The sequence below is a fragment of the Jiella sp. M17.18 genome (assembly GCF_041027365.1).
In the GTDB taxonomy this organism is placed as follows: domain Bacteria; phylum Pseudomonadota; class Alphaproteobacteria; order Rhizobiales; family Rhizobiaceae; genus VKMB-3413.
In genome coordinates this window covers 529,477-546,149 of sequence record NZ_JBFTEH010000001.1, presented here as the reverse complement: position 1 = coordinate 546,149, position 16,673 = coordinate 529,477, and the positions used below count along the sequence as shown (strand labels likewise).

General features: G+C 68.2%; 16 protein-coding genes. 5 read left to right on the top strand and 11 right to left on the bottom strand.

Annotated features, from left to right (window positions below; genetic code table 11):
* Positions 1–127: 127 nt before the first annotated feature.
* Positions 128–1,276 carry a ribonuclease D gene (rnd, locus tag AB5S17_RS02570; protein ID WP_369236130.1) on the top strand — a complete coding sequence of 383 codons (1,149 nt, stop codon included), beginning with the start codon at positions 128–130 and terminating at the stop codon, positions 1,274–1,276.
* 28 nt (positions 1,277–1,304) lie between these two features.
* Here rnd and AB5S17_RS02565 read toward each other — a convergent pair whose 3' ends face one another.
* The 7 genes from AB5S17_RS02565 to AB5S17_RS02535 all read right to left on the bottom strand — a co-directional run bounded on the left by AB5S17_RS02565 (position 1,305) and on the right by AB5S17_RS02535 (position 8,161).
* Positions 1,305–1,955, bottom strand: coding sequence for a YdcF family protein (locus tag AB5S17_RS02565; protein WP_369235795.1), 651 nt, complete (start codon positions 1,953–1,955; stop codon positions 1,305–1,307).
* A 46-nt stretch (positions 1,956–2,001) separates the two neighbouring features.
* Positions 2,002–3,045 (bottom strand): ABC transporter ATP-binding protein, encoded by a 1,044-nt coding sequence (locus AB5S17_RS02560; protein ID WP_369235793.1) that lies wholly within the window; start codon positions 3,043–3,045, stop codon positions 2,002–2,004.
* Between the two features lie 22 nt (positions 3,046–3,067).
* On the bottom strand, positions 3,068–4,132 hold the full coding sequence (locus AB5S17_RS02555) for a Gfo/Idh/MocA family protein (protein WP_369235791.1): 1,065 nt from the start codon (positions 4,130–4,132) through the stop codon (positions 3,068–3,070).
* On the bottom strand, positions 4,129–4,971 hold the full coding sequence (locus AB5S17_RS02550) for a carbohydrate ABC transporter permease (protein WP_369235789.1): 843 nt from the start codon (positions 4,969–4,971) through the stop codon (positions 4,129–4,131). Before AB5S17_RS02550 ends, AB5S17_RS02555 begins: the two co-directional genes overlap by 4 nt.
* Positions 4,972–4,980: 9 nt before the next feature.
* Positions 4,981–5,910 (bottom strand): carbohydrate ABC transporter permease, encoded by a 930-nt coding sequence (locus AB5S17_RS02545; protein ID WP_369235787.1) that lies wholly within the window; start codon positions 5,908–5,910, stop codon positions 4,981–4,983.
* A 62-nt stretch (positions 5,911–5,972) separates the two neighbouring features.
* Positions 5,973–7,232 carry an ABC transporter substrate-binding protein gene (locus tag AB5S17_RS02540; RefSeq protein ID WP_369235785.1) on the bottom strand — a complete coding sequence of 420 codons (1,260 nt, stop codon included), beginning with the start codon at positions 7,230–7,232 and terminating at the stop codon, positions 5,973–5,975.
* A gap of 17 nt (positions 7,233–7,249) precedes the next feature.
* Positions 7,250–8,161: an N-acetylmuramic acid 6-phosphate etherase gene (locus AB5S17_RS02535; protein WP_369235783.1), complete on the bottom strand. Its 912-nt coding sequence runs from the start codon at positions 8,159–8,161 to the stop codon at positions 7,250–7,252.
* Between the two features lie 226 nt (positions 8,162–8,387).
* Between AB5S17_RS02535 and AB5S17_RS02530 the strand changes: the two genes are divergently transcribed.
* From AB5S17_RS02530 to nagA, 4 genes are read left to right on the top strand one after another with little or no spacing between them, the layout of a single operon-like run.
* Positions 8,388–9,269: a BadF/BadG/BcrA/BcrD ATPase family protein gene (locus AB5S17_RS02530; protein ID WP_369235781.1), complete on the top strand. Its 882-nt coding sequence runs from the start codon at positions 8,388–8,390 to the stop codon at positions 9,267–9,269.
* Positions 9,266–10,066, top strand: a complete 801-nt coding sequence (locus AB5S17_RS02525; protein WP_369235779.1) for a GntR family transcriptional regulator — start codon at positions 9,266–9,268, stop codon at positions 10,064–10,066. Before AB5S17_RS02530 ends, AB5S17_RS02525 begins: the two co-directional genes overlap by 4 nt.
* On the top strand, positions 10,063–11,106 hold the full coding sequence (locus AB5S17_RS02520; protein ID WP_369235777.1) for an SIS domain-containing protein: 1,044 nt from the start codon (positions 10,063–10,065) through the stop codon (positions 11,104–11,106). Before AB5S17_RS02525 ends, AB5S17_RS02520 begins: the two co-directional genes overlap by 4 nt.
* A complete protein-coding gene (gene nagA / locus AB5S17_RS02515; RefSeq protein ID WP_369235775.1) occupies positions 11,103–12,281 on the top strand; it encodes an N-acetylglucosamine-6-phosphate deacetylase in 1,179 nt (392 codons plus the stop codon). The genes AB5S17_RS02520 and nagA overlap by 4 nt, the downstream gene beginning before the upstream one ends.
* 27 nt (positions 12,282–12,308) lie before the next feature.
* Here nagA and AB5S17_RS02510 read toward each other — a convergent pair whose 3' ends face one another.
* From AB5S17_RS02510 to AB5S17_RS02495, 4 genes are all read right to left on the bottom strand, one after another.
* Positions 12,309–12,851, bottom strand: coding sequence for an ankyrin repeat domain-containing protein (locus tag AB5S17_RS02510; protein WP_369235773.1), 543 nt, complete (start codon positions 12,849–12,851; stop codon positions 12,309–12,311).
* A gap of 202 nt (positions 12,852–13,053) precedes the next feature.
* Positions 13,054–14,019: an ABC transporter substrate-binding protein gene (locus tag AB5S17_RS02505; RefSeq protein WP_369235771.1), complete on the bottom strand. Its 966-nt coding sequence runs from the start codon at positions 14,017–14,019 to the stop codon at positions 13,054–13,056.
* 28 nt (positions 14,020–14,047) lie between these two features.
* Complete coding sequence (locus AB5S17_RS02500) at positions 14,048–15,046, bottom strand: ABC transporter permease (RefSeq protein WP_369235769.1); 999 nt, start codon at positions 15,044–15,046, stop codon at positions 14,048–14,050.
* Positions 15,036–16,571: a sugar ABC transporter ATP-binding protein gene (locus AB5S17_RS02495; RefSeq protein ID WP_369235767.1), complete on the bottom strand. Its 1,536-nt coding sequence runs from the start codon at positions 16,569–16,571 to the stop codon at positions 15,036–15,038. The genes AB5S17_RS02500 and AB5S17_RS02495 overlap by 11 nt, the downstream gene beginning before the upstream one ends.
* Positions 16,572–16,673: the final 102 nt, after the last annotated feature.

Genomic DNA, 16,673 nt, shown 5'->3' with positions numbered 1-16,673 from the left:
TCAAGATTGGCGGGTGCTTCCGGCCGTCCGATCGTCGCCGGCGGCACGATGCAGGCACTTTTGCGAACGCAGCGAACGGTTAAGCCTTCGAAACTCGTTCGCTTCCGGCTAAGAGAGGCGCATGCAGCTGATCACCACCACATCCGCCCTTGCCGAAGCCTGCCGCGAACTCGCCAAGGCCGACTTTATCACGATCGACACGGAATTCATCCGCGAGACGACGTTCTGGCCGGAGCTCTGCCTCGTCCAGATGGCGTCGGACGATCTCGCCGTGCTGGTCGACCCGCTGGCGCCGAGGATCTCGCTCGAGCCGTTCTTCGAACTGATGCAGAACGAGGGCGTCCTCAAGGTCTTCCACGCCGCGCGGCAGGACGTCGAGATCATCCACAAGCTGAGCGGCAAGGTGCCGGTGCCGCTGTTCGACACCCAGGTCGCGGCGATGGTCTGCGGCTTCGGCGATTCGATCGCATACGACCAGCTCGTCGCGCGGACGACCAGCGGGCGGATCGACAAGACCTCGCGCTTCACCGACTGGCGCCGCCGGCCGCTCACCGAGCAGCAGCTCGAATATGCGCTCGCCGACGTCACCTTCCTGCGCGACGCCTATCGCGCGCTGAAGGCGCAGCTCGACAAGGCCGGCCGGGCGCATTGGCTGACCGAGGAGATGGCGGTCCTGTCGGACCCGCAGACCTACGACCTGCATCCGGACGATGCCTGGACACGGCTGAAGCTGAGGGTCCGCAAGCCGATCGAGCTGCAGATCCTGAAGGAGATCGCCGCCTGGCGCGAGCGCGAGGCGCGCGACAGCGACAAGCCCCGCGGCCGCATTCTCAAGGACGATGCGATCTACGAGATCGCCCAGCAGCAGCCGAAGGACGAGCAGGCGCTATCGCGGTTGCGCACGGTATCGAAGGGCTTCGAGCGCAGCGCCGCGGGCAAGGCGATTCTCGCCGCCGTCGCACGCGCCCTCGCCGTGCCGAAATCCGAGCTGCCCGCGATCCCGCGGCCGCCCCAGGTCCCGGAGGGAACCGCCGCTGCCGTGGAATTCCTGCGCGTCCTTCTCAAGATCGTCGTGGAGGAGGAAGGCGTCGCCGCCAAGATGATAGCCTCGGGCGACGATCTGGAGAAGCTCGCCTGGAAGGGCGAGACCGCCGGCGTGCCGGCGCTGTCCGGCTGGCGGCGGGAGATCTTCGGGGACCGGGCGCTCGAGCTGCTGACGGGCCGCACCGGCCTCGTCTATCGCAATCGGCGCGTCGAGGTTGTGCCGATCGCCTGAGGCGCCGCAGCGGCGCCGGCACGGCAGTTCAGCCGCGCCGCAAGAGATGGTCGCGAAAGCCCTTCGCCTTCAGCCGCTCGAAGGCCTCGAGGACGGCGGCCGGCACCGCGATTTCCGCCTGGAAGCCCATTTCAGGGTAGGCCAGCACCCGGTCGAGATCGCCGACCATCTCGTTCAGGATCTGCCGCTCGCCGAAGCGTTGCAGGGCGTCGTCGAGGCTGCGCGCGGGAGCCGTGACGGCGAAGCGCGGCATCCGCCCGATCCGCCGCAGCGTCAGGTGCAGGCGCAGTTGCGTCTGCGGCTTGGTGACGTAGAGCGCCGAACGGCATCCGCGTTCGATGAGCAGGCGGTCGCTGGCCGAGACGTTCTCGCCGATATTGGTGGCGGTCGGCTCGATGAGGATCGCCTCCGCCGGAACGCCGTCCGCCAGGGCGACGGCCCGGAAGCGCTCGGCCTCGGTCGTCTCGTGGCGGCCTGCCGTCCAGTTGCCGTGCCGGCCGGTGAACAGGAGGACCGGCGCCCTGCCCTCCAGGCAGAGCCGCGCGGCATGATGGGCGACCGCCTCGTCATAGCTGCCGAGCCCCACCACGGCATCGAAGCGGGCGTCCGCCGCAACGGGCTCGACCGACCGGTGGAAGTTCCAGAGCCGCTCGGCGTCGGCGAGGACATCCGGCTGCATCAGGCGTCTCCCTTCGCTCGAATGCACGCCTCTCGGAACATGAAGGTCAGCTCTGAACGTCCGCCTTAGGCGCCGGGGCCGCGGCTGGGCCGCCGATCACGGCACCGTCCCCGTCGAAGGCGTAGATCCGCGCGGGATCAGGCGTCGCATAGACGATGTCGTCCGCGTCGTAGCGCTGTTCCCCGAACAGCCGGACGGAGATGAAGCCGGCGCGCTCGGTATCGAGATAGAGGATCGTGTCGGCGCCGAGATGCTCGGCGTGCAGCACCTTGCCCTTCCACTCGCCGCTCTCGAAATCGACCGTAATGTGCTCGGGACGAACGCCGATCGTCGCGGCGTCCTTCCGGCCGAGCCGGTCGGCCTCGATGAAGTTCATCTTGGGCGAGCCGATGAAGCCCGCGACGAAGAGGTTGGCCGGGTGGTTGTAGAGGTCCATCGGCGAGCCGATCTGCTCGACCCGGCCCTTGTTGAGGACGACGATCTTGTCCGCCAGCGTCATCGCCTCGACCTGATCGTGCGTGACGTAGATCATCGTCGCCTTCAGCTCCCGGTGCAGGCGGGCGATCTCCAGCCGGGTGTTGACCCGGAGCGCGGCGTCGAGGTTGGACAGCGGCTCGTCGAACAGGAAGAGCTTGGGATGGCGCACGATCGCGCGCCCGATGGCGACGCGCTGGCGCTGGCCGCCCGAGAGTTCCGCCGGCCGCCGGTCGAGATAATCGTCGAGCGACAGCATGGCCGAAGCCTCGCTCACCCGCGCCCGGATGTCCTCCGCCTTGGCGCCGGCTTGCTTGAGGCCGAGGCCCATATTGTCCCGGACCTTCAGGTGCGGATAGAGGGCATAGCTCTGGAACACCATGGCGATGCCGCGCTTGGCCGAGGGCACGGCATCCACCGACACCCCATCGATCAGCACCTCGCCGGAGGTGGCGTCGTCGAGACCGGCGATGATCCTGAGAAGCGTCGACTTGCCGCAGCCGGAAGGCCCCACGAAGACGACGAATTCGCCGTCCGCGACCTCGAGGTCGATCCCCTTCAGCACCTCGACGGCGCTATAGCTCTTGCGGATGGTGCTAAGTGTCAGCGATCCCAAAGGTCTCTTCCGTCCTCGATGATCAAAGGTCGACGGCGCGGCCGGTGCGCACGCTCTCGTCGGCGGCCAGGCAGATCTTCAGCGACCGGACCGCATCCTCCATGTGGCGCGACAGGTCGGCGTCGCCGCGGATCGCATCCAGCAGGAAGCGCTGCTCGCGTTCGCACAGTGCCTGGTGCCCCGGCTCGCCCTCCATGCTCAGGAGTTCGTCGGGCGCGGCGAAGCGGCCGGACGCGTCCCGCTCGGCGCGGTGGATGCGGATCCGCGCGGTCTTGGTGTGGGTGTCGATGTCGTCCGACTTCGCCGCCTCGTCCATGACGATCGAGACGGATCCCTTCGGCGTCATGATGTCCTTCACGAAGAAGGCGCTCGTGGAGATCATCGGCCCCCAGGCCGCCTCGTACCAGCCGAGCGAGCCGTCGTCGAAGATCACCTGGAGATGGCCGTAATTGTACATGTCCGGCGCGATCTCGTCCGATAGGCGCACGCCCATGCCGCGCACCTGGACCGGCCTGGCATCGGTGATCTGGCACATAACGTCGACATAGTGAACGCCGCAGTCGACGATCGGCGAGGTCGTCCGCATCAGCGCCTTGTGCGTCTCCCAGGCCTGCCCGCTCGACTGCTGGTTCAGGTTCATGCGGAAGACGTATGGCCCACCGAGCGCTCGCGCCTCGGCGATCAGCCGCATCCAGGACGGGTGATGGCGCAGGATGTAGCCGACGACGAGCTTGCGACCATTCGCCTTCGCCGCCGCGACGACCCGTTCCGCATCGGCGACGGTCGTCGCCAGCGGCTTCTCGACGAAGACGTGGGCCCCCGCCTCCATCGCCTGAATGGCGAGGGCGGCATGGCTGTCGGAATAGGTGCAGACCGAGACGAGGTCCGGCTTCAGCTCCACGAGCGCCGCGTCGAAATCCGGCCGCACGCCATGGCGTGCCAGCGCCTCCGGCAGGGTCACGGCCGAGCGGTTGACGAGGCCGGCGACTTCGAAGCCGTCGATCGCCTCGTAGGCGAGCGCGTGGCTCATGCCCATGTTGCCGAGGCCGGCGACGAGCACGCGGATGGGAGCGGTGGCAGCGGTCATTTCACGGCTCCGGAGGTGATGCCGCGGATCAGCTGGCGCGAGAAGATGAGGTAGAGCACCAGCACCGGCAGGATCGCCAGCGACAGGGCCGCGAGCACGGCGTTCCAGTTGGTGACGAACTGGCCGATGAACATCTGGGCGCCGAGCGTCACCGTCTTCGTCCCCTCGGACGGCGCCAGGATCAGCGGGAACCACAGATCGTTCCAGACAGGGATCATGGTGAAGACGGCGACGGTCGCCATCGCCGGGCGCACCAGCGGCAGCACCAGGCGGAAGAAGATCTTGTATTCCGACAGCCCGTCGATGCGGCCGGCATTCTTCAGGTCGTTCGAAACCTGCGCCATGAACTCCGACAGGATGAACACCGACAGCGGCAGGCCTTGCGCGGTGTAGACGAGGATCAGCGCCGTCAGCGTGTTGACGAGGCCGCTCGCGACCATCTCCTGCAGGATCGCGATGGTGCCGAGCCGGATCGGGATCATGATGCCGAGCGCGAGATAGAGGCCCATCAGCCGGTTGCCGCGGAAGCGGTATTCCGACAGCGCGAAGGCCGCCATCGCGCCGAACAGGAGGACCAGCGCGATCGAGACGATGGTGACGATCAGGCTGTTCTCGAAATAGCGCAGGAAATCGCCCTGCGAGAGCACCGTGCGGAAGCCCTCCAGCGAGAAGCCCTCGCCGGACGGCAGGCCCATCGGCGAGCGGAAGATCGCCCGGCGCGTCTTGAAGGCGTTGATGACGATGAGCAGCACCGGAAACAGCGCGATCACCGTATAGACGATCAGCACCGCATGCGCGGCGGCGGCGCGGGGCAGAGAGGCGGTCGAACGGCTGGCCATCGCGCGCCCCTAGAACTGGTAGCGCCGAAGGCGCGTCTGGATGCCGAAGAGGTAGAGGCTGACGCCGGCGAGGATGATCAGGAACATGATCGAGGCGATCGCCGCGCCCATGTGCGGGTCGCCGACCTGCAGCTGGAAGCCGAAGAAGGTGCGATAGAGGAAGGTGCCGAGGATGTCGGTCGACCCGTTCGGGCCGCCGAGCGCCCCCTGCACCACGTAGATCAGGTCGAAGGCGTTGAAATTGCCGACGAAGGTCAGGACGGAGACGATGCCGATCGCCGGCAGGATCAGCGGCAGCTTGATCTTCCAGAACTGCGAGAGGCCGGTGATGCCGTCGAGTTCGGCCGCCTCGATGATCTCGTCGGGGATCGACAGGAGCGCGGCGTAGATCAGCATCATCGGGATGCCGACGAACTGCCAGACGGTGATCAGCCCCAGCGTCGTCAGGGCGTAGGGCTCCATGCCGAGCCAGGGATGGAACCAGTGCCGCAGCCCCACATAGCCCATCAGGCTCGGTGCGACGCCCCAGAGCGGGCTGAGGATCAGCTTCCAGATGAAGCCGACGATGACGAAGGAGAGGATCGTCGGCACGAAGATCGCCGTGCGGTAGAAGGCGCGGAAGCGCAGCCGGTTGCTGGACAGGAGCGCCGCCAGCAGGATCCCGATCGGGTTCTGCACGAACATCACCACCAGGAAGAACCAGGTGTTGTTCCACAGCGCATTCCAGAAGTCGTGCGACCAGCGCGGGTCGAAGAACAGCGTCCGGAAGTTGCCCCAGCCGACAAAGTGCGTGGCGCCGTCCTTCACCTGGTAGAAGGACTGCTGCAGCGTCGCCGCCAGCGGGATGATCATCACCGCGGTGTAGATCAGGACGGCGGGCGCCAGAAACACCGCGATGTGCCAGCGGACCGGGCGCTTGGCGGTTGCCGAAACCGTCATTCGAAACACGTCCTGTCAGAAGAAGAAGCGGCGGAGCGCAAGGCGCCCCGCCGGATGATGGCTCACTTGCCGGGCTGATACCAGCTGTCGAGGCCCTTCTGCAGCTTCTCCGCCGCCGCCTTCGGGGTCTCGGTGCCGTTGATGACGTTCGCCGAGGCCGTCCACAGCTCGTTCTCGAGGTTCGGCGTGCCGCGCGACAGGAACTGGTAGGTGGCGCGGATCGTCGGCGTGCACTCCTTGCGGAAGGAGAGGAAATCCTGCGCCAGCGGATCCGTGATGTCGACCTTCTCCTTGGTCAGCGGGAAGAAGCCCGGCAGCGCATTGGTGTAGATCTGCGCGAACTCCTTCGAGGCGACCCACTGCAGGAACTTCTTCGCCGCTTCCGGGTGCTTGGTGTGGGCGTTCATGCCGAGCGCGTGGTCGGGCTGATCGGAGATATAGCAGGTGTCGCCCTTCTCCGGCACCGGCGGCGGGAACGCGCCCATCTTGAAGTCGGCCTGCTTCTCGAAGTTCGGGATCTCCCAGGAGCCCGCGGGATAGATCGCGGCGCGGCCGAGGGTGAAGAGGTTCTGGCTGTCCGGATAGGACTGCGCCTGATAGCCGTCACCCATGTAGGGCGCCCACTTCGCCAGCACCTCGAAGGGCTTCACCCAGTCGGCGTCGGTCAGCTTCTGCTTGCCGGCGATCAGCGCCTTGCGGCCTTCCTCGCCATGCCAGTAGTCGGGGCCGATGTTCTCGTAGCCCATCGTCGCCGCTTCCCACTGGTCCTTGGTGCCCATGGCGAGCGGGACGTAGGTGCCGTCCTTCTTGATCTTGTCGAGGTCGGCGAAGAATTCCTTGTCGGTCTTCGGCACGTCCTTGATGCCGACGTCGCTGAAGGCCTGCTTGTTGTAGATGAAGCCGTGGATCACCGAGGCCATCGGCACGCAGAACGTGGTCTTGGCGTCGTCCGTCTGCCAGGCGACCTTGGAGAGTTCGGAGAAGTTGTCCATCCCCTTGAGATCGTTCAGCGGCGCCAGATAGCCCTTCTTGTAGAGATCGAGCGAGGCGTCGAACGGCCGGCAGGTGATCAGGTCGCCGGCCGAGCCGGCGGCGAGCTTGGCGTTCAGCGCGGCGTTGTACTCGGTCGGCGCCGCCGGCTGGAATTCGACCTTGATCCCCGGATTCTCCTTCTCGAAGGCCGGGATGATCTTGTCCTGCCAGACCTGCAGGTCGTCGTTGCGCCAGCTCTCGATGGTCAGCGTGACGTCCGCGGCCGCCGCCGGCGCGATGCCGGCGAGGATGCTCGAGGCCATCAGGATGGATGCCAATGCAGTCTTCATGTTCGCAGTCTCCCTGTTCATCCCGTTGCACCGACGCCTTCGGCGGCGGCGGATTCTTCCTGCAGAGCGGCGAGCACCGGCCGGATGCGGCCGCCCGCCTGTTCCAGCCGCCGCGCGGCCTCTTCCGGGCTCGCCGCCCCGGAGGCCATCAGCACGGCGAGCTTCACCGACCCGCCGGCCCGTTCGAGGCAGTCTGCCGCCCGCTCCTCGCCGGCCTGCGCCACCGTGGCGACGATGCGCACCGCTCGCTGGACCAGCTTGGCGTTGTCGGCCTGGACATTGACCATCAGCCCGTCGTGGATGTGCCCGAGTTCCACCGCCATGAGGGTGGAGAACACGTTGAGGGCGATCTTCTGCGCGGTTCCCGCGCCCATCCGGGTCGAGCCCGCCACCAGTTCCGGCGGCGTCGCGAGCAGCACGCCGACATCGGCGGCGGCGAGAAGCGGCGCCGCGGCATTGTTGGCGAAGGCGATCGTCGCGGCCCCGCGGGCCTTTCCCTCGCCGAGGGCAGCCAGCGTATAGGGTGTCGAGCCGCTGGCCGAGACGGCGATGACGCAGTCCTTGGGACCCGCCGCGGCCGAGCCGATGTCGCGGCGCGCCAGATCCGTATCGTCCTCGCTCTCGCCGGTCATCGCCACCAGCGTGGCGGGCGCGCCGGCAAAGAGGACGACGATGCGGTCGCGCGGCACGCCGAACGTTCCCGGCAGCTCCAGCGCGTCGGCGAGTGCCATCAGACCCGAACTGCCGGCCCCCGCATAGATCAGCCGCCCGCCCGCCCTCAGCCGTTCGGCCGCAAGGCCGGCTGCCGCCACGATCGGCACGAGCGCCTCGCTCACCGCGCCGGCCGCGTCCCGTTGCGCCTCGACGAGAAGTCCCGCAGCATACAGCGGCTCCAACGTGTCGAAGCCTGCCGCCCGCCGATGAGACATTTCTGTGCGTCGTGGCATCATGCCCAGCAATTCCTCTTTGCGTCAGATGAAACCAAAAGCATACCAGCTGTCCAGCGAAAAAATCAGTGCGAGAGACATCTCGGCGCAGGATCGGATCATTTGGTCCAACTTTTTCAGCGATCTAGCTCTTTTCTGCTGCGGCCCTGCGGTTTTTGATTTGCAGATTGGTCGTTGATTGGTATGGTCTGTCGGAAACGGAGTGGACATGGGCTACATCGTCGGCATCGATGGAGGCGGGACGAGCTGCCGGCTGGCGATCGCCGACGGCACCGGGCGGATTCTGGGTCAGGCAAAGAGCGGCTCGGCCAACATCCGCACCGATCTCGCCGGCGCGCGCGCCAACATCGTGGCGGCGGCGGAAGAGGCCGCGGCAGCGGCCGGGCTGCCGGTGGACGCGGTCCGCTCGGCGACCGCCGTCCTCGGCCTTGCCGGCGGCAATGTCGGCGACCACGCCGCACGGCTGCAGACCATGCTGCCGTTTGGCGACAGCCACGTGGTGAGCGATGCGCTGATCGCGCTGCAAGGCGCGCTCGGATCGCATGACGGCGCGATCGCCATCCTCGGCACCGGCTCGATCTTCGCCGCCCGACGCGGCGAGAAGGTGCGGATGATCGGCGGCTGGGGCTTCCAGATCGGCGATCTCGGCAGCGGCGCCCGGCTCGGCCGGCAGCTCCTGGAGGAAGCCCTGCTCGCCTATGACGGCGTGCGGGCATCGAGCCCGCTGACCGATGCCGTCCTCCAGCGATTCGAGGGCGATCCCCGCCTGATGGTCGAGGCCGTGCGGGATGCTCCGCCGGCCTTCTACGGCAGTTTCGCGCCGCAGATCGTCGGCGCTTTGGAACGAGGGGACGAGGTCGCGGAAGCGATTTTCGCGGATGCGCTCGCCAATGCCGAGCGCATGCTGGAGGCGGTCGCCGGGAACGGCGACGAGCGGATCTGCCTGCTGGGCGGGTTGGCCGAGACCTATGCCGAGCGGATGTCGGAGCGATTCCGTCGGCGGCTGCACGCTCCTCTCGGCGATGCGCTGCAGGGGGCGGTGCAAATGGCCGTCCAGATCGCAGCCGCGGGCGGAAAGGCCGCGCGATGAGCAGCGCTCTCGATGCCGTCCTGGCGCCGGAAAGCTTCGGGGGCAGCGGCACCGGTCCGCGCTACCTGCAGCTGAAGCGCGCGCTCGAGGCGGTCATCCGCAGCGGCGGCCTGAAGCCGGGCGAAGCCCTGCCGGCCGAACGCGACATCGCGGCGCGCACGGCCTTGTCGCGCGTCACCGTGCGCCGCGCGGTGCAGGATCTCGTCGACCAGGGCCTGCTCTTCCAGCGGCACGGCTCCGGCACATTCGTGGCGCCGCGGGTCGGCCGCGTCGAGCAGTCGCTGTCGAGCCTCACCTCGTTCAGCGAGGACATGGCGACGCGCGGCATTTCGGTGCGCTCCCGCTGGCTCGATCGCGGCGTCTATTCCCCCTCGCCCGAGGAATTCGTCGCGCTGGGTCTATCGTCCAGCGAACGGGTGGCGCGGGTGGCGCGCCTCAGAATCGGCAATGACGACCCGCTGGCGATCGAGCGCGCCTCCCTCTCCATCGCCGCGCTCCCCGATCCCTTCGCGGTGGAAGGCTCGCTCTACGCCGCGCTGGAGCGGACCGGCATGCGCCCGGTGCGCGCCATCCAGCGGATCTCTGCCGCGCTGCTGACGGAAAAGGACGCGTCGCTGCTCGGTGTCGCCGCCGGTTCGGCGAGCCTCAACATCGAGCGGACATCCTATCTTGCGACCGGCAAGGTCGTCGAATTCACGCGCTCCATCTATCGCGCCGACGCCTACGACTTCGTCGCCGAACTGCGGTTCTCCGGCGCGCAGCCGCAAGGCTCCCAATCCAGCGAGGCCTCCCGATGAACGACCCGACATCCCTGCGTCCGACCGCGATGCAACAGGAGATCGCGGAGATCCCGGCCGCCGTCTCTAGGCTGCTGACGGCCTCCGAAGCGTCGATCGATCGCGCCGCGGCCTTGCTGCGCCAGCGCGACCCCGCCGTCATCGGCACGATCGCGCGCGGCTCCTCCGACCATGCCGCGGCCTATCTGAAATATGCCATCGAGCTGACCGCCGGCGTGCCGGTCGCCTCGCTCGGCCCCTCCATCGCCTCGATCTACGGCGCGCCGATGCACTTCGAGCGCGGCGCCTGCCTCGCCATCTCGCAGTCGGGCAAGAGCCCGGACATCGTCGCCATGGCGAAGACGGTGCGCAGCGGCGGCGGAGCCGTCGTGGCGCTGACGAATACCGCCACCTCGCCGCTGGGAGCGGCGAGCGACCTCGTCGTCGACATCGCCGCCGGGCCGGAGCTCAGCGTCGCGGCGACAAAGACCTTCGTCGCCTCCGTCGTCGCCGGCCTCGCGATCCTGGCGAAGTGGCAGGACGACGCGAAGCTCTCGGCGGCTCTGGCCGCCCTGCCGGGTCAGCTGGAGCGGGCCGTCGCCTGCGACTGGTCCGACCTCGTCGCGGCGCTGGACGGGACGGATTCGCTCTTCATCCTCGGCCGCGGCCCCTCGCATGCGATCGCCAACGAGGCGGCGCTGAAGTTCAAGGAGACCTGCGGCATGCATGCCGAGGCCTACAGCGCCGCGGAGGTGCTGCACGGTCCCGTCTCGATCGTGCGCGAGGGCTTCAAGGTGATCGCGCTGATCGCCCGGGACGCAGCGGCGGCCAGCATGGCCGACACGGTCGAGCGGATGGTGGCGCAAGGGGCCGAGGTGTTCGCGACCTCGGACCGCGCCGGCAGCGCACGCCCCCTTCCCTTCGCGGCGACCGGCCATCCGCTGACCGATCCGCTGGTGCTGATCGCCGCCTTCTACAGCTTCATCGAGCGGCTGGCGCGCCATCGCGGCCTCGACCCCGACGCGCCGCCCAACCTGCGCAAGGTCACGGAAACGCTATGACGCAGAGCCTCTCCGGAAAGGCCGTCACCGGCGCCCGCATCTTCGACGGGCATGCTTGGCACGAGGGCAAGGCGCTGCTCGTCGGCCAGGACGGACACATTGAGGCGATCGTCGCCGAGGCGGACATTCCGCCCGCGCTGGACCGCGTCGCGCTGTCCGGCGGCCTGCTGGTGCCGGGCTTCGTCGACCTGCAGGTCAATGGCGGCGGCGGCGTGCTCCTCAACGAGCAGCCGACGCGCGAGGGCATCGCGGCGATCTGCCGGGCGCATGCGAAATTCGGCACGACGGCGCTGCTGCCGACGCTGATCACCGATCGCCCGGAGCTGACAGTGCGCGCCATCGCGGCGGGCACCGAGGCGACCCGGGCCGGCGTTCCCGGCTTCCTCGGCCTGCATATCGAGGGCCCGCACATCTCGCTCGCCCGCAAGGGCGTCCACGAGCCGAGCCATATCCGGCCGATGCAGGCGGAGGATTTCGACCGGCTCGTCGCCGCCGTTTCGGCGATGCCGGTGGTGATGACGACGCTCGCGCCCGAAGTGGTCCCGCCGGAGACGATCACGCGGCTTTCGGCGGCCGGCGTCGTCGTCAGCCTCGGGCATTCCGATGCCGGCTGCGACACCGCGCGTCAGGGTGCCGAAGCGGGCGCGCGGCTCGTGACCCACCTCTTCAACGCCATGAGCGGCCTCGGCCACCGCGAGCCGGGCATGGTGGGCAATGCGCTCGACTGCGGCGCCCTGCATGTCGGGCTGATCGCCGACGGTTTCCACGTCGACCCCGTCGCGATCGGCATCGCGCTGCGCGCCAAGCGCGGGCCCGGACATATCTTCCTCGTCACCGACGCCATGTCGCCGACCGGCACCGACATGACGTCCTTCCGGCTCAACGGGCGCGAGATCTTCCGCCGGGACGGCCGCCTGACGCTCGCCGACGGAACGCTGGCCGGCGCCGACATCGACATGCTGTCCTCGGTAACGTTCATGCACCGTCGCATCGGCCTGCCGCTCAGCGAAGCGCTCCGCATGGCCTCGCTCTACCCCGCCCGCGCCGTCGGCCAGGATCGCCGCATCGGTCATCTTCAGCCCGGCGCAGAGGCGTCGATGCTCCATCTCGGCGACGATCTAGCGCTTCGCTCGGTCTGGATCCGGGGAACCGAGCTCGAGCCGTCCGGGCACTGACGGAGCCTCTGCCGCGCGCCCGCGGGGTCAGTCCGTCTCGTCGCGCTCCGCCAGCCTTGCCAGCTGCGCCTCGGTGTCGGCCGCGCCCATTGTCGCGGCCGCGCCGCGGGCGTCGACGCCATCCACCGCCCGCGCGTGGCGATCGGCACCTCGCTCCAGCAGCAGGTCGACAAGTTCGGTGCGGTTGAACATCGCCGCCATCATCAGCGGCGTGCGCCCGTCCGGCCCCGCCCCGTCGACTGCCGCCCCGTGGTCGAGGAGAAGCCGGGCGATCGCCATCTCGCCCTTGAAGGCCGCGCCGGCGAGCGGCGTCTGGCCCTTGTCGTTCATCAGGTTCGGGTCGGCGCCGCTCTCCAAGAGCAGCCGCGTCAGATCGGCATGGCCGTGATAGCTCGCGAGCATCAACAGGCTGTCGCCCTTGTCGTTGCGAAGGTTCGGCGGCAGGCCCTTGGCGAGGAAGTCCGCCATCCGCTCCGCATCGCCGGATCGCGCCGCCTGGAACACCATCGCCGCGAGCCGCAGCGTCTCGTCGTCGAAGGCCGGCGCGGCGTCTGGCTGCTCGTCGGGCATCTCGATCTCCTCATCGTCGGTCGGGCTGCGGTGCATCGGCTCTGCCGCCAGAGGCGCACCTATGGCCGAAGGAGGGCCGCGCAAGAGCAGGACGATCGCAGCGGACGGCCACGGCGGACCTGCGCCTGAAAGCACGAAGGGCGGCGGCCCGCCGGACCGCCGCCCTTCGCCATGTGCCGGGATGCGCCCGAACTCTGCCGGATCAGAACGGCGAGTCGGGGTAGTAGTGCTCCTTGGCGTTGTCCTTGGTCACCAGGACGGAATCGATGATGAACCGGCCGACCATCGGCGCGTCGGTGACGAAATGGTCCGCCGTCAGCCGGATCGCCGTCGCGATCATCGAGGGCGGATAGGTCACGTCCGCCGGCACCATCGTGTCGCCGTTCTCGACGCGCTTGATCATCTGCTTCATGCCGGCGCCGCCGAGCACCCACATCTCCTTCTCGCGGCCGGCCTGCTTGATCGCCTCGATGACGCCGAGCGCCATGTCGTCGTCGGAAGCCCAGACGGCGTCGATCTTCGGATATTTGGACAGGAAGTCCTGCATCACCTCGAAGGCCTTGTCGCGGTTCCAGTTGCCGAACTCGATGCCCTCGATGTCGATCTTCGAGCCGTCGATCGCCTTCTTGAAGGCGTCGACGCGCTCGTTGTCGATCGTGGTCGGCAGCCCGCGCAGGACGACGATCTTGCCACCGTCGGGCAGCTTCTTCTTGAAGTACTCCCCGGCCACCTTGCCGAAGGCGGTGTTGTCGCCGGCGACATAGAGATCCTGGATGCCGGGCTGCGACAGGCCGCGGTCGACGACCGTGACGAACTTGCCGGCGTCGGCGACGCGCTTCACCGGCCCGGTCAGCGGGTCGGATTCGAACGGCAGGATGACCAGCGCATCGATGTTGCGCGTCGCCATCATGTCCTCGATGTCGGAGACCTGCTTGCCGGGGTCGCCGGCGGTCGCGAGCACGAAGTTCAGGTTCGGATACTGCTTCTTCAGGCTGTCGATCGCCTGCTGGGCATGGAAGTTGATCCCGCCCGTCCAGCCGTGCGTCGCCGACGGGATCGACACGCCGATCGTCGCCTTGGCGTTCGAGTCCTGCGCCATCGCCGCTCCCGGCAGCGCCAGCGCGGCGGCGAAGAGCGCCCCGGTCGCCAGTTTCATCAATCCTTTCATGCGCATTCCTCCCAGATGACGGCGCTTGTCACGCGCCTTTGCGGCCGCGTTGCAGGACGACGGCCAGAATGATGATGACGCCCTGGATCGCCCCGTTGAGATAGGGGCTGACGAGGTCCGTCAGGTTCAGGATGTTGTCGATGAGGCTGAGGATGACGACGCCGATCACCGTGCCCCAGACCCGGCCGAAGCCGCCCTTCAGCATGGTGCCGCCGATGATCACCGCCGCGATCGCCTCCAGTTCCCAGAGAAGACCCGTGGTCGAGGAGGCCGAGCCGAGGCGCGGCACGTACATGATGGTGGCGACGCCCACCAGCATGCCCTGCAGCATGTAGGTGGCGAGCCGTACGCGGTCGACGTGGATCGCCGAGTAGCGCGCCACCTGCTCGTTGGAGCCGATCGCCGCGCAGTGCCGGCCATAGGCGGTGCGCCGCATGACCATCTCGCCGGCGATCGCGACGAGGGCGAAGACGATGATCGGCCAGGCGACGCCCGCGATCCCGCCGTAATAGACCGGCCGGTAGACCTCGCGCAGGTTGAAGTCGAGCGACAGCGCCCCGCCGTTCGCGAGCCACACGACCAGCGAGCGGAAGATGCCGAGCGTGCCGAGCGTCACGATGAAGGCCTCGATCCGCCCCTTGGTGATCAGCACGCCGTTGAGCCAGCCGGCGGCCAGCCCGAGGAGGAGGCAGACGATCATGCCGACGATGATCGTGCCCCAGTTGACCCCGAGATTCGGTGTCAGCCAGTTGAGGACGATGATCGTGATGCCCGCGAGAAAGGCGGACATCGAGCCGACGGACAGGTCCAGCCCCCCGATGGTGATGACGAAGGTGGCGCCGACCGCGATGATGCCGATGAAGGACGAGCGGGCGAGAACGTTGGTGACGTTGCCGGCCGAGAGGAACTGCTCGTTCAGCGAGACGCCGAGGACGACCAGCGCGATCAGCGCCACCAGCGGCCCGAGCACGTGCAGGTCGACGGCGAAACGCCGCTCCACCGGCTGGCCTTTCGCCTCAACCGCCATGCCCTGCCTCCCGTCCCATTGCCGCACCCGTCGTCTCCAGCCCCATCGCGCGGCGCACGATCGCCTCCTCCGTGATCTCCGCGCCGCTGATCTCGCCGGCGAGCCGTCCCGACCGCATGACGATCACCCGGTCGCAGAGGCCGATCACCTCCGACATCTCCGACGAGATGACGATCACCGCCCGTCCCTCGCGCGCCAGTTCGTGGATGAAGGCGTAGATCTGCTGCTTCGTGCCGATGTCGATGCCCCGCGTCGGCTCGTCGAGGATGACGATTTCCGGCTCGACCAGCATGGTCTTGGCGAGCAGCAGCTTCTGCTGGTTGCCGCCCGACAGGTTGCCGACCTTCATGGTCTTCGAGGCCGCCCGGATGTCGAAGCGCCGGATCGCCGCGTCGAGCGCCGCCTCCTCGGCCTTCTCGTCGACAAAGATGCCGGAGAAGCGGTCGAGGCCGAGCAGCGTCAGGTTCTCGCGCAGCCCGTAGTTCAGGAGCAGGCCTCGGCCCTTGCGGTCTTCGGTGAGGTAGGCGAGGCCGTGGCGCGTCGCCTCCGCCGCGTCCCGGATGCGCACGGCCGCACCGTTGCGGCGGACCGTGCCGCTCGCCAGGCGCAGGCCCATGATGCCTTCCATCAGCTCGGTGCGACCGGCGCCGACGAGACCGGCGAAGCCGAGGATCTCGCCGCGCTTCAGATCGAAGCTCGCAGCCTCGACATGGCCGGGCACGGCGAAGTCGCGGACGGAGAGGACGACGTCGCCTCCGGTTTCGCCGGCCTTCTCCGGGTAGAGATCCTTCAGTTCGCGCCCGACCATCAGCGCGGCCATCCGGTCGGGGCTCATCTCGTCCGCCGGTCCGTTGGCGACGAAGGCGCCGTCGCGCAGCACCGTCACCTCGTCGGCCACCCGGGCGATCTCGTCCAGCTTGTGCGAGGTGTAGAGGATCGCGACGCCGGCCGCCTTCAACCGGTCGATCTGGTTGAACAGCACCTCCGCCTCGCGCGTCGTCAGCACCGCCGTCGGCTCGTCCATGATCAGGACGCGGGCGTTGCGCGCGAGCGCCTTGGCGATCTCGACCATCTGCTTCTGGGAGACCGAGAGCTTTCCCACCGGCAGCCGCGTGCCGATCGGCGTCGCCAGTTCCTGAAGCAGCGCCCCGGCCTTCGCCCTCATGCCCTTGCGGTCGAGGAACAGCCCGCGCCGGATCTCGCGGCCGAGGAAGATGTTGGCTTCGGCCGAGAGCTGTTCGGCGAGGTTGAACTCCTGATGGATCAGGACGACCCCCGCCCTCTCCGCCGCCTCGCTGTCGGCAAAACGCACCGGCTCGCCGTTCAGGAGGATATCGCCGCCGGACAGCGGCTGATAGCCGGAGAGGCACTTCATCAGCGTCGACTTGCCGGCGCCGTTCTCGCCGATCAGCGCATGCACCTCGCCTGGCCGCAGCGCGAAGTCGACGCCGTGCAGCACCTCGACCGGGCCGAAGGATTTCGTTGCGCGGCGCGCTTCCAGGATCGGGGTGGGGCGGGTGGTCATGCCGCCGCACTCATCGGCACCTGGAAGCAAGCCATTGCGCCCGTCCCACGCGCCATCGTCATTCTCGGGCCCCGTGCCGAGAATCCAGAAATCGTCGGGCGC